4 protein-coding genes and 1 pseudogene are annotated in these 14,038 nt (G+C 62.4%); 2 read left to right on the plus strand and 3 right to left on the minus strand.

Going from position 1 to position 14,038, the window contains the following annotated elements; all coding sequences use genetic code 11:
- Positions 1-6 precede the first annotated feature (6 nt).
- The 3 genes and pseudogenes from ACYZT1_RS17330 to ACYZT1_RS17340 form a co-directional block, all read right to left on the minus strand.
- A pseudogene (locus ACYZT1_RS17330) lies at positions 7-9,093 on the minus strand (amino acid adenylation domain-containing protein); the annotation flags it as partial.
- 150 nt (positions 9,094-9,243) lie between these two features.
- On the minus strand, positions 9,244-9,978 hold the full coding sequence (locus ACYZT1_RS17335) for a thioesterase II family protein (protein WP_462015902.1): 735 nt from the start codon (positions 9,976-9,978) through the stop codon (positions 9,244-9,246).
- Positions 9,979-10,067: 89 nt separating this feature from the next.
- Positions 10,068-11,240, minus strand: coding sequence for an MFS transporter (locus ACYZT1_RS17340; protein ID WP_462015903.1), 1,173 nt, complete (start codon positions 11,238-11,240; stop codon positions 10,068-10,070).
- Between the two features lie 167 nt (positions 11,241-11,407).
- Here ACYZT1_RS17340 and ACYZT1_RS17345 point away from each other — a divergent pair, with 167 nt between their 5' ends.
- Both ACYZT1_RS17345 and ACYZT1_RS17350 read left to right on the plus strand, forming a co-directional pair.
- Positions 11,408-12,196: an SDR family oxidoreductase gene (locus ACYZT1_RS17345; RefSeq protein WP_462015904.1), complete on the plus strand. Its 789-nt coding sequence runs from the start codon at positions 11,408-11,410 to the stop codon at positions 12,194-12,196.
- The gene (locus tag ACYZT1_RS17350; RefSeq protein WP_462015905.1) at positions 12,189-14,015 is read left to right on the plus strand and encodes a glycoside hydrolase family 15 protein; all 1,827 of its coding nucleotides are present in this window, start codon (positions 12,189-12,191) and stop codon (positions 14,013-14,015) included. Before ACYZT1_RS17345 ends, ACYZT1_RS17350 begins: the two co-directional genes overlap by 8 nt.
- The last annotated feature ends 23 nt before the right edge of the window (positions 14,016-14,038 follow it).

Below are 14,038 nucleotides of genomic sequence, written 5' to 3' on the forward strand. Positions count from 1 at the left end.
GGCCTCTTGCTGCGACCGGTGAATGAGAGGCAGTTCGGCGACGCGTTGCTGTGGATCGCTGACCACCGCGCGCAGCAGGTTCAGCCACTGCTCGGCAAAGCGCTGCATCGACGCCTCGTCGTACAGATCGGTGGCGTAGGTCAGGCTGGCATCCAGCGCTTCGCCTTGCTCTTGAGTATCGAGCACCAGATCGAATTGCGTGGTGTGTTGCTGCCAGTGCAGACGCTCGACGTTCAAGTCTGCAACCGTGCGCTCGACACTGGCGCCCAGCCGTTGCTGATGGTTGTAGAGCACCTGGAACAATGGGCTGTGATTCAGGCTGCGGTCCGGCTGCAAGGCCTCGACCAACTGCTCGAACGGCAGGTCCTGATTCGCGTGTGCGCCCAAGGCAATCTGCTTGACCTGTTGCAGCAAAGCACTGAACGGCTGCTGCCCATCGATCTCGGCGCGCAGCACTTGAGTGTTGATAAAGAAGCCGATCAGGCCTTCGGTTTCCAGCCGCGAACGACCGGCGCTCGGTACGCCGATGCTGATGCTCGACCGGCCGCTGTGGCGATGCAACAAGGTCTGGAAACTCGCCAGCAACAGCATGAACAGGGTCACTTGTTGCGCTTGGGCGCATTGACGCAGACCGGCGAGCAAGTCGCGATCCACATTGAGCGTCAGGCTGGCACCGCGTTCGGTGCGACGGGCCGGACGGGTCAGTTCACTCGGCAATTCAAGCGGCGCCTGGCTGCCGGCCAAGTGCTCGCGCCACCATGTCAATTGGCGGGCGCCCTCGCCTGCCTCCAGCCAGTCGCGCTGCCAACGGGCATAGTCGCTGTAGTTCACCGGCAGGCGAGCCAAACCGGCAGCACGCCCTTCAACGCTCGCCTGATACAGCTCGCTGAACTCATCGACCATGACCTGCATCGACCAGCCATCGGCGGCGATGTGGTGCACGGTCAGCACCAGCACGTGTTCGTCGGTGTTCACTTGCAGGACCAACACGCGCCACAGCGGACCGCTGCGCAAATCGAATGGACGGGCGATTTCTTCAGCCACCGCCGTGGCGACCGACACCTGATCGAGCCTGCGCTGCTCCAGATGCAGCGCCATATTGTCGTGCAGCACCGGACGCCCGTGCTGGCCCTCCTGTTCGAACGTCGTGCGCAGGGTCTGGTGACGGGCCTGCAACTGGGCGAAAGCCTCACGCAGGGCTTCGCGATTCAGCGAGCCTTTGAGGCGCAACGCGGCGGGAATGTTGTAGGCCGGGCTTTGCGGAGCCAACTGCCAGAGAATCCATTGGCGCTGTTGCGCGTACGACAGAACTGGCGGCTGATCGGCCGGCGCACGTTGCAGGATCGGTTGTCCGCTGACATGCGCCTGCGCTGCACGCACGGCAAATTGCGCCAGGTTCGCGGCGGAGAAAAGGCTGCTCACCGACAGTTCGAGCTGCAACTGCTGACGCACCCGCGAGATCACTTGCAGCACCAGCAACGAGTGGCCGCCCAGCTCGAAGAAGTTATCGTTGCGCCCGACTCGCTCTACCTGCAACACGTCCTGCCAGATCAGGGCCAGTTGCGTTTCCAGCCCTTCCGCCGGGGCCACGAAGTCACGCCGGGCATCGCTGGCTTCAGCGCGCGGCAAGGCCCGGCGATCCAGTTTGCCGTTGTTGTTGAGGGGCAATTGCGACAGCAGGATCAGGTGATTAGGCACCATGTATTCCGGCAGCGACTGACGCAGGACGGCTTTGAGGCCTTCCAGATAGTCGTTCTCGCAAACCACCCCGCTACCGGCCACGATGTACGCCACCAGTTGCGTGCCGTCCTGAGCAATGACCGCCGCCTCGCGCACGGCTTCGTGGGCTTGCAGGCAGGCTTCGATCTCGCCCGTTTCGATGCGAAAACCGCGAATCTTCACTTGATGGTCGATACGGCCGACGTATTCCAGATGCCCTTCGGCGTTGTAGCGCGCCAAATCGCCGCTGCGGTACAAACGCGCGCCGGGCTCCCGGGCAAACGGGTCTGGCAGGAAACGTTCGGCGGTCAGCGCCGGGCGGTCGCAGTAGCTCTGAGCGAGGCCGGCCGGGGCGCCAATGCACAGTTCGCCAACGCCGCCGGACGGCAGCAATTGACCCGCCGGGTCCAGCACATACAGCGCACGACCGGCGATGGCGCGACCGATCGGAATGCCGTACGCATCGCTGGCGTCTTCGAGACGGCACTCATGCACGCTGGACACCACGCTCGCTTCTGTCGGGCCGTAGGTGTTGAGCAGTCGCACAGGTCTCAAGCCTGCCTGATGCCACAAGCGCAGACCCTCGACTGACATCGCTTCGCCGCCCACGTGAACCTGGCGCAGAGCACCCAGACTGCTGACCACGCCGCTCGCGCATTCACGGGCCAGCAAGTACCAGTACGCCGCCGGCAAGTCCGCCACGGTTACGCCGTGCCGGACGATTTCGGCGCCCAGACGTCCGGCGTCCCATACGTCATCGCCACGCATGATCAACGCTGCGCCGACGCACAGCGCCGGGAAGCACTGTTCGACGAACCCGTCGAAGCTGAAGGTCGCGAACTGCAATACGCGGTCCGACGCCGACAGCACCGAATAGTCGACGGCTACCTGGCAGAACTCGCGCAACGCGGCATGGGTGATGGCCACGCCTTTGGGTTGGCCGGTGGAACCAGAGGTGTAGATGATGTAGGCCAGATCGTCGGCGACCGCGGGGTTTGGCGGATTGGTCTCGCAGTAGCCAGCGCTGTCGTCGAGGCTCAGTCGCAGCACGCCTCGGACATCTTCCAGCAGACCGGTTTCGCACAGCAGCACGTCGAGACGGCTGTCATGGATCATGTAGGTCAGGCGTTCGGTCGGGTATTTCGGATCAAGAGGCACGTACGCAGCACCACTTTTAAGCACCGCCAGCAGGCTGATTATCAGCTGAGGGCCACGCTGCAGCGCCAGACCGACACGCTTGCCCGGACCGGCACCATTGGCAATCAGACGATGGGCCAGGCGGTTGGCCTGGCGGTTCAACTGCGCGTAGCTCAGCGACTGACCGTCAACCTGTAACGCCAGCGCTTGTGGGGTCGCAGCAGCCTGAGCGGCAATTCGTTCGTGGACCGCAGCCGATGTGGATAACGCCATCGTTGGCGCTTGGCAGATCGCGAGCAGCGCGTTTTGACCGTCGACGTCGAGCAGTTCCAGCCCGCCCAGCGCGGCGTCCGGCTGCGCCACCAGTTGCATCAACAGGTGCTGCAAATTAGCCGACAGCTCAGCGACCTGAGCCGCACTGAACCGCGCCGCGTCGTAGCTGAAGTCCAGGCTCAGGCCTTCGCCCAGTTCGATGCCCAGGGTCAACGGATAGTGGGTGCGTTCGTGGTTGTGCAGGTTGGCGAACGACAACCCGGCCGGTGCGCCCTGTTTCAACGCTTCGGCCACCGGGAAGTTTTCGAACACCAGCAGGCTGTCGAACAGCGCCGAACCCTGCTGCCCCGCCCAACCCTGAATGTCGTAAAGCGGCACATGCTCGAACTCACGCATGGCCAGGTTCAACCCTTGCAAGTCGCCCAGCCATTGGCTGACGGTGCAATCGGGCTGTAAGGCGCAAACCAGCGGCAGCGTGTTGATGAACAGCCCCAGTTGCTCTTCGATCCCCGGCAACGGTGCCGAACGACCCGCCACCGTGGCCCCGAACACTACGCAATCCTGGCCAGTGTAGCGATGCAGCAACAGGCTCCACGCGGCTTGCATCACGGTGTTGAGGGTGACTTTCTGTTGACGGGCGAATTCGCAAAGACGCCGGGTTGCGCGGCGGTCGAGGGCCACACGGTATTGCTCGCTGCCTTCGGCGCCCACCGGCGGTCGCAAGGCTTCGGCCAATAACGTCGGCGCTTGCAGCGGTGCCAATGCGGCTTTCCAGAATTGTTCGCCCGCGACGGCCGACTGCTGCTGCAACCACTGCGAATAATCACGGTATTGCCCGGCCGGCGCCGGTAGCGACTGGCCGACGGTGTAGTGCCGGATGACTTCGGCGAGCAACTGCGCGTTGCTCCAGCCGTCCATCACTATGTGATGGCTGGTGTAGATCAGGTGCCAGTCACTGGTGCCGGTGCGCACCAGCTTCAGGCGAAACAGCGGCGCGCAGCCCAATTCAAAACCCCGGGCGCGTTCGGTGCCGGCCAGCGTGTCGGTGTCGGTGGCCTCAAGCACTTCAAGCGGCAGCGCGACCTGCCGGGCGATCGCCTGATGCGCGGTGTCGAGGCCTTGCCAGTGGAAGCCGCTGCGCAGGATGTCGTGACGTTCCAGCGCGGTCTGCCAAGCCTGTGCGAAACGCTGCGGGTCAAGGCCGTGAATGTCCAGGCGCAATTGGCTGATGTAGGCGCCGACTTCGGGTTCGTACAGGGTGTGGAACAGCATGCCCTGCTGCATCGGCGACAGTGGGTAAAGGTCTTCAACTGTTGCGACTGCCACCGGCAATCCATCGAGTTGCGTCTGGCTGATGCGCGCCAGCGGGAAGTCGGAGGGCGTAGCCTGGGCGTGTTCGAGGGCGCAACAATGATCGATCAGCGCGCTCAATTCTTGCGCGTAATCGTCAGCCAGACGCTGGATGGTCGTGGTGTCGAACATCTCGCGACTGAAACCCCAGCTCAGCGCCAACTCACCGCCGTAGACTTGACCTTCGACGGTCAGCCAGTTGGCCAACGGCGCCGCGGCATCCTGGGCCAGGCCGCTGCCTTCGGTGGAGGGCACGAACATCGAGCGCTCATCGAACTGGCGGTCAAACTGCCCAAGGTAATTGAACGTGATGCGCGGTTCAGGCAATGCAGCCAGTTCGGCGCGAATCGCTGGCGTGCCGAAGTAACGCAGCGCGCCAAAACCGATACCCTTATCGGGCACCGCACGCAGTTGTTCCTTGATGGCCTTGATCGACGCGCCGAGGTCAGTGGACGGCATCAGGTTGACCGCAAACAGGCTGGTGAACCACCCGACGGTGCGGGTCAAATCGATGTCGTCGAACAGGTCTTCGCGACCATGCCCTTCGAGCTGAATCAGTGTGCTGCCCTGCCCGCTCCAGCGGCAAACTGCGCGTGCCAGCGCAGTCAGCAGCAGATCGTTGACCCGGGTGCGATAGGCCGCCGGGGCGTGTTGCAGCAGTTTGCGGGTTTGCCCGGCGTCAAGCCTGATTTCGAGTTTGTGTCCGAAGCGGTTTTGCAGTGCGCCGTTCGGACGGTCGCAGGGCAAATCCTTCGGTGCGTCGCGCAGTTGGGTTTTCCAGTGGTGCAAGCTCTTTTCAAACGCTGGAAGATGGTCTTGCAGACGAGCGACCCAGCGTTGATAAGTGCTGGTTTTCGCCATCGCCACGCTGCCGTTGTAGAACTGTTGCAAATCTTCCAGCAGCACACGCCAGGAGACGCCGTCCACCGCCAGGTGATGGATGACCAACAGCAAACGCTGCGTGCCATCGGCCATCGCCACCAGCAGGGCCCGGATCAACGAGCCACTTTGCAGATCGAGGCTGCGTTGGGCCTCGTCGCACACAGCATTGAGTGCCTCGACCGACTGCGCCCGACGCTGCCATAACACCGACTGCGTGGTGGGCGCCGCGTAGGTTTGCTGCCAGCCTTCGGCCGTTTCTTCATAGCGCAGGCGCAAGCTGTCGTGATGGGTCAGCAATCGCTCCAACGCACGGTCCAGCGCCTCGACGTTCAATGCCTCACGCGGCACCAGCAGCAGCGACTGGTTCCAGTGCCGACGCTCGGGAATCGCTTGTTGAAAAAACCACTGTTGCACCGGCGCCAACGCCACCGCTCCGCTCGCCGGACCTTGATCGACCAACGGTTGATCATCACTACGGGCAGCCTGGGCAAGGCTGCGTATGACCTGGTGCTGGAACAGGTCCTTGGGGCTCAAGACGATTCCGGCCTGCCGAGCGCGGCTGACCACTTGCATGGCCACGATGGAATCGCCGCCCAGTTCGAAAAAGTTGTCTTCCAGACCGACGTTGTCGATGGCCAGCACGCCCTGCCAGATGGCAGCGAGGGCTTTTTCCATGGCCGTGCGCGGTGCAACGTGTTCACGTTGTTGCTGCGAACCGTCAATCGCCGGCAAGGCCTTGCGATCCAGTTTGCCGTTGGGGGTCAGCGGCAATTGCGTGAGGAATAACAGCAATGCCGGCACCATGTAGTCCGGCAAATGCTGACGCAGCGCCGCTTTCAGGCATTCACGCAGCGTGGCTTGCGCTTCGCTGTCTTCGACCAGCGCCGGATCGGTCGGCACGATGTACGCGACCAGTTGCTGCCCGTTGACGCCGTCCTGCGCCAACACCGCCAGTTCGCGCACGGGCGCTTGCTGCAACAGCCACGCTTCGATTTCACCCAGCTCGATACGAAAGCCACGGACCTTGACCTGATGGTCGATGCGGCCGACGTATCGCAGCTTGCCGTCGGCCTGATAACGGGTCAGATCGCCGGTGCGATACAGGCGTTCGCCGGTGCTGGCGAAAGGGTTGGGCACGTATTTTTCAGCGGTCATGCCCGGGCGTGCGAGGTACCCGCGGGTGATGCCCGCGCCCGCCAGGTACAACTCGGCGCACACGCCTTGGGGCACTGGTTGCAGGTCGGCATCCAGCAAATAACTGGCGGTGTGCTTGAGCGGGCGGCCGATGTTCGCGCGGCCATCGACCTCGCGGCGGGTCCAGGTCGAATAGGTGGTGTCTTCCGAAGGACCATACAAATCGTAGACGTGCTCGACGGTTGGCTGCTGATACAACGCCTCCACCAGGCTCTGCTTCAGCGGCTCACCAGCGAGGTTGATGATGCGCACGCTCGGCGGGATCTGCCCGGCGCGCTGCAACGCGTTGATTGCCGACGGCACGGTGTTGATCAGGCGCACTTGATCCCGGGCCGGCAACTGCGGCAACTCCAGAGCATTGCGGGCGATGATCACCGAGCCGCCGTTGGCCAGGGTCACAAACAGCTCCCACACCGACAGGTCGAAACAGACCGAAGTGGAGGCCAGCACGCCTTGAATGTCTTCGCGGCGGTAGACCGATTTCGACCAGTCGATCAGCGCTACCACGTTGCGATGGGTGATGGCCACGCCTTTGGGTTTGCCGGTGGAGCCAGAGGTGTAGATCACGTAGGCGAGGTTGCCGGGCGTAACGCGGGTAGTCGGCGCGCTGGCTGGGTAAGCGGTCCACGTCATGTTGTCCAAAAGGAGCACTTGCGTTTCGGCTGCCACGGTCAACGTCGCAGCGACCGCTTGCTCGCTCAGCAGCACCAGGGCGCGGCTGTCTTGCAGCATGTAGGCGATGCGTTCGGCGGGGTAATCCGGGTCCAGCGGCACGTAGGCGCCACCGGCCTTGAGCACGGCGAGCAGCGCGACCAGCAAGTGCTCGGAACGCTGCATGGCCACGCCGACCCGGACTTCTGGGCCGACACCCAACTCAATCAGTTTGTGGGCCAGGCGATTGGCCTGAACATCGAGTTCGGTGTAAGTCAATTGTTGAGTGGCGAAGGTCACCGCCAACGCGTCCGGACGGGTCGCGACTTGCAGGCTGATCAGTTGATGAATGCAATGGTTTTGCGGAAAGCTCCCTTCGGCACGACTCCAGTGATGCACGATGCGCTGATACTCGGCTGTTTCAAGCATCGGCAAATCACCGATGCGTTGCTGCGAATCGCCGACTATTGCGTGCAGCAACTGCGTCCAGTGCTGCGCCATGCGCGCGATGGTCGCGGCCTCGAACAGATCGTTGGCGTAAGTCAGCGCCGCGTGCAACTTGTGGCCTTTTTCATAAGTATCGAGGGTCAGGTCGAACTGCGTGGTGCGCCCCTCCCACTCGATCGCGCCCAATACCAGGCCGGAAGCGGTGCTGATGGCGGACATGTCCGCCACCTGCGGCTGGTGGTTGTACATCACCTGGAACAATGGCGTGTGGCTGAGAGTGCGCTCCAGTTTCAGGGCTTCAACCAGACGCTCGAACGGCAGGTCCTGATGAGCCTGGGCACCGAGGGCAGCGTCCTTGACGGTGCGCAACAAATCGTCGACACGGGTCTGGCCATCGAGCTGTGTGCGCAGCACCTGAGTGTTGACGAAGAAACCGATCAGGCCTTCGACTTCCGCTCGGTTGCGGTTGGCAATCGGCACGCCGACGCGGATGTCGGTTTGCCCAGTGTAGCGATACAGCAACACGTTGAATGCGCCGAGCAACAGCATGAACAGGGTGACGTTGTGCTTCTGCGCAGTGGCACGCAGTTGCCCGGCCAGTTGCGGGTCGATGGCAAATTCGTAGCGGGTGCCCCGATAGCTCGGCATCGCCGGACGCGAGTGGTCGGTGGGCAGTTCGAGCACCGGGTGCTCATCGCCAAGCCGGGCTTGCCAGTAATCGAGTTGACGCGCCTGTTCGCCCGCCTCCAGCCAGCGGCGCTGCCACAACGCGTAGTCGCTGTACTGGATCGGCAATGGAGCCAGTTGCGGTGGCGCACCGGCGTCGAACGCGTCGTAGCAACGGATGAATTCATCGATCAGCACGTTCATCGACCAACCGTCGGACACGATGTGGTGCAGGGTCAGCAGCAGAACGTGTTCCTGATCGGCGAGCTTGAGCAACGTCACGCGCAGCAACGGACCCACGGAGAGATCGAAGGGCAACAGCGATTGCTGTTCTGCCGCCTGGGCCACTGCGCGTTGGCGCTCAGTGCTCGGCCACGCGCTGAAGTCCACCTGCTCGATGACCAACGGCGGGCTGGTCGGCACTTGCCGCAAAGTGTCGTCGGCCTGGCGCTGGAACACCGTGCGCAGGGTTTCGTGACGCTCCACGAGGCTGGCGAAGGCCTGCTCCAGCGCAGACAGATTCAACCGCCCGGTCAGACGCACCGCGCCCGGCAGGTTGTAAGCGCCACTTTGCGTGTCCAGTTGCCAGAGAAACCACATGCGGTGCTGGGCGTACGACAGCGCCTGACGATCCTGGGCTTCGACGCCGGCAGGAATGGGGAACCGGGCAAAATCAATGCCTTCCTTCTGCAACGCCGCAAGGAACATCTGGCGCTTTTCCAGGGGCAACCCGATAAACCGGCGAGCAAGTTTCAAGGAGTCTTCAGCATTCATTTCCAGGCATCCGGATCAGTGGCGGGAAGCACAAAGGCATCGTCGTCCCTATAAAACGAATGCAGACCGGAAAAATTAGCGAATGGGAATAAGTGTCAGCGCAGAAGCGAAACGGGGGATGTCAGGTTGGCGCTCCCACATTTGACAGTGTCAGGCAGTAGCGGACACGGTGTGCCGCCGATGATGCACTTGCAGCTGATCCTTGATCACCCGCAACACTTTGGCTTCGTGCTCATGAATGAAGAAGTGACCGCCCGCCAGCATGTCCACCGAAAAACTGCCGTGGGTTTCCCTGCTCCAGCCGATCAACTGCTCGGTGGTCGCGCGATCGGCCTTGCCGCCGAGCACGTGCACCGGGCATTTCAGCAGCGGACGCCGGGTCGGCTCGAAACGGCCGCACAGCAGGAAATCCGCACGCAGAATCGGCAGCGTCAGGTTCATCAGCTCTTCGTTAGCCAACACTTCTTCGCGGGTGCCATTGAGGGTGCGCAGTTGCTCGATCAGCTCGGCATCGGTTTTAGGATTGGCAAAACCTTGGTCATAATCCGTCCGCATGGTCGGCGCGGCCGTGCCCGAAGCGAACAGCGCGACCGGTTCCGAACAACCCAGCGAGCGAAAGGCATGAGCCATTTCGCAGGCCAGCAAAGCACCGAGACTGTGGCCGAACAGCGCATACGGAGCGTTAAGTGTGGCTTTCTGTTCTTGCGCAAGTTGCATCGCCAGGCGGCGCATATCGGTGTGCAAAGGCTCGCCAAAGCGCGCGCCGCGCCCCGGCAGTTCCACCGGCTGCACGTTGAGCCACTCCGGGACTTTGCGCCGCCAGCGACTGTAGACCATGGCGCTCGCGCCCGAATAGGGCAGGCACAGCAATGTCAGCTGGGTCACCGGGCTTACCTCGAAAAGTTGTCTGTAAAGAAAACGGATGAGCGCCCAAGGGAATTAGTCGACGGTGACGGCGCCTTTGCGGGCAACGCTCATTTGAGATGGCGATAGCTTTGAATGGCCGATACAAGTATCACCAGCCCTGCCGCAATCGCCACCCAGAACCCGCTGCGCGCGCCGTAGGCATCCACCAGCCAACCGGAACTGGCCGCGCCAATCGCCACACCGATACTCAATCCGGTCACCAGCCACGTCAGGCCTTCAGTGAGTTTGGCCGGCGGCACGATCTGCTCGACCAGCGCCATCGCCACAATCAGGGTTGGCGCGAAGAACAGACCCGCAACGAACACTGCCATCGAAAGTCCGAAAATATTGCTCGCCAGCAACAACGGCAACGTGGTGATCGCCGTGCCCACGCCGCCGTAAAGGAATAACCGCGGCAGTGGCACTTTCGAGCGCAGCGCGCCAAACGCCAGCCCGGCCAGGCATGAACCGATGGCGTACACCGACAACACGATACTCGCCGCCGCCGGTTGGCCCTGATGCTGAGCGAACGCCACGCTGACCACGTCGATGACTCCAACAATGGTGCCCAGGGCGACCATCAGAAGCACCAGTAACTGAATCTTGCTGGAGCGGATGATCGAACCCTGGTGGAGTTCTTCATGGGGATGAATCGCCGGTTCGGTATTACGCTGCAGGACGAACGCCGTGACCCCGATCGCCAGCATCAACAAGGCGGCCAACGGCCCGGCCTCGGGAAACGCCACCACGCACAACCCCACAGACAACGGCGGTCCGATGATGAAACACAGCTCGTCGAGCACCGACTCCAGCGCATAGGCCGTCTGCAATTGCGGCTGGCCCCGATAGATCTCGGTCCAGCGTGCCCGCACCATCGCCGACATGCTCGGCATGCAACCGGCGAGCGCAGCGAACGCGAACAAGGTCCAGTGCGGCGCTTGCAAGCGCGTGCAAATCAGCACCATCAACAACGCCCCACCGCCGACCAGCGCTGCCACCGGTAAAATCCGCCGCTGGCCGAAACGGTCCACCAGACGGGAAACCTGCGGCGCGCAGAAGGCGGTGGCCAAAGCAAAGGTCGCCGCCACCGCACCCGCCAATCCATAGCCACCCTGAAGTTGCGCGAGCATGGTGATCAGGCCGATGCCGGTCATCGAAATCGGCATGCGTGCGATCATGCCGGCCAGCACGAACGCTCGGCTGCCGGGAGCTTTGAATAATTCGCGGTAGGGGTTGGCCATGGTGTGCGGGTCTCGTCAGGGGCCTGCACGTTGCCATAAGGCTCGGGGTCGGGGGAAGGGTCCAATTGTTGGTTGAATGTGAAAGCCCCGGCGCCGATGCCAAGTGAACTCTGCACGGCATCGACCAGTCATCTGATGAGGCCCCAACCTGAAGGCGCAGATCGCTTATGCAGATTTCCCTCGAGCAACAAGTTGCGCTGATCACGGGCGCAAGTTCCGGCATCGGTGCCGGTGTCGCCAAGGCGCTCGCCGCTGCCGGAGCCGCCGTGGTGATCAACTACCATTCCCAGGCCGCTCCCGCTGAAGAACTGACCCGGCAGATCAACGCTGATGGCGGTCGCGCCATCGCCATCGGAGCCGATGTCTCCAGGGAAGATGAGGTCGAGCGGCTGTTCGCTCAGACCCTCGAGGCGTTCGGTTCGCTGGACATTCTGGTGGCCAATTCCGGATTGCAAAAAGATGCCCCGGCCGTGGACATGACGCTCGCTGACTGGAACGCGGTGATCAACGTCAACCTCACCGGCCAGTTTCTCTGCGCCCGCGCCGCGTTACGAATTTTCAATCGGCAAGGGGTGCGTGAAGACGTGTCCCGCGCCGCCGGCAAAATCATCCACATGAGCTCGGTGCATCAGCGCATTCCCTGGGCCGGGCACGTCAACTACGCGGCCTCCAAGGGCGGCGTGGATCTTTTGATGCAGACCCTGGCTCAGGAGGTCAGCCATCAGCGTATCCGCATCAATGGCATAGCACCGGGAGCGATTCGCACGGCCATCAATCGCGACGTCGCTGAAGACGAATTGCTCAAACTCATTCCCTACGGGCGTGTCGGCGACGTCGAGGATGTCGCTAACGCGGTGGTCTTTCTCGCCTCGGACGCCTCCGATTACATCGTCGGCACCACCCTCTTCATCGACGGCGGCATGAGCCTCTATCCGGAGTTTCGCGGCAATGGCTGATCATCATTCCGAACGACAAAGCGCCATTGCTGCCCACGGCATCATCGGCGACATGCGCAGCGCCGCACTGGTCAATGACAGGGGCAGCGTGGATTTTTTCTGTTGGCCGGAATTCGACAGCCCGTCGATCTTCTGCTCGCTGCTCGACACGCCCGAAGCGGGGATTTTCCAGTTGGCACCGGACCTGCCGGATGCCCGTCGCGAGCAGATTTACCTGCCCGATACCAATGTGCTGCAAACCCGTTGGCTGAGTGCGCACGCGGTGGTCGAAGTCACCGACCTGCTGCCGATCGGTGACAGCGAAGACGATCTGCCCGTGCTGATGCGCAAGGTTCGCGTGGTCAGTGGTCGAGCAACGTTTCACATGCGTTGCGCCGTGCGCCTTGATTATGCCCGTGCCGACACCCGTACCCGGGCGGATGCAGAAGACGTGGTGTTCGAGGCCGACGGCCAACCCTCCTTACGCTTGATGTCCGATCAGAGTTTGTCCGTCGACGCCAATTCCGCCATCGCGGAGTTCACCCTGAGCCAGGATCAGACCGCGCAATTCCTGTTGGGCGGTATCGATGACCCACGCTTCCAGGAGGGCGCCGCCGCGCTGTGCATGGAGCGCACGTTGAAGTTCTGGCGCGACTGGGCCGGGCAATCCAACTACCGCGGTCGCTGGCGTGAAATGGTCACCCGCTCGGCCCTTGCCCTGAAGCTGCTGACCTCGCGAAAACACGGTGCGATCCTGGCGGCGGCAACCTTCGGCCTGCCGGAAACGCCAGGCGGTGAACGCAACTGGGATTACCGCTACACCTGGATCCGCGACGCGTCGTTCACGGTTTACGCGTTCATGCGTCTAGGCTTCGTTCAGGAAGCCAACGATTACATGCGCTGGCTGCGCGGGCGGGTGAGCGACTGCCAGGGCAAGCCGGTCAAATTGAATATCCTGTACGCCGTTGACGGGCGGCAGAAGCTTCCGGAAACCGAGCTCTCGCACTTCGCCGGCCATGGCGGGGCAACGCCCGTACGCATCGGCAATGGTGCTTACGATCAGGTGCAGCTGGATATTTTCGGCGAGCTGATGGACGCGGTGTATCTGGTCAATAAATACGGCGATGCCATCTCTCACGAAGGGTGGAAGCATGCCGTGGAAGTGGTTGACGAAGTCTGCCGCACCTGGGATCAGAAGGACGTCGGTATCTGGGAAATGCGCGGCGAGCAGCATCACTTTCTGCATTCGCGACTGATGTGCTGGGTGGCACTGGATCGCGCGATTCGTTTGGCGTCCAAACGCTCCCTGCCCGCCCCTTTTGCGCGCTGGGACGAAACCCGTCAGGCGATCTATGCCGATATCTGGGACAACTTCTGGGACGAGGAGCGCGGGCATTTCGTGCAGCACATCGGCGGCACCGCGCTGGACGGCTCGATGTTGCTGATGCCGCTGGTGCGCTTCGTCAGTGCCAAGGATCCACGCTGGCTCTCGACGCTGGCGGCGATCGAGAAAACCCTGGTGCGCGACGGCATGGTTTACCGCTACCGCAACGAAGACGCCGGTATCGATGGACTCTCCGGCACCGAAGGCGCATTTGCGGCTTGCTCGTTCTGGTACGTGGAATGCCTGGCCCGCGCCGGGCAAGTGGAAAAAGCCCACCTGGAATTTGAACAACTGTTGCGCTATGCAAATCCTCTGGGGCTTTATGCCGAAGAACTCGACAGCCACGCGCGGCACCTGGGCAATACGCCCCAGGCATTGACGCATTTGGCGCTGATCAGCGCGGCGAGTTTCCTCGACAGGAAATTGAGTGGCGAGAAAAATTACTGGCAACCTTGAGACCGGTTTCCAGACATGGGAGT

It is taken from the genome of Pseudomonas sp. PB3P13, from assembly GCF_054897735.1.

Bases quoted from the DNA above. Each gene is read 5' to 3' on its own strand.
- ACYZT1_RS17345 (WP_462015904.1), top strand. From the start codon at position 11,408: ATGCAGATTTCCCTCGAGCAACAAGTTGCGCTGATCACGGGCGCAAGT.
- ACYZT1_RS17350 (WP_462015905.1), top strand. From the start codon at position 12,189: ATGGCTGATCATCATTCCGAACGACAAAGCGCCATTGCTGCCCACGGC.
- ACYZT1_RS17340 (WP_462015903.1), bottom strand. From the start codon at position 11,240: ATGGCCAACCCCTACCGCGAATTATTCAAAGCTCCCGGCAGCCGAGCG.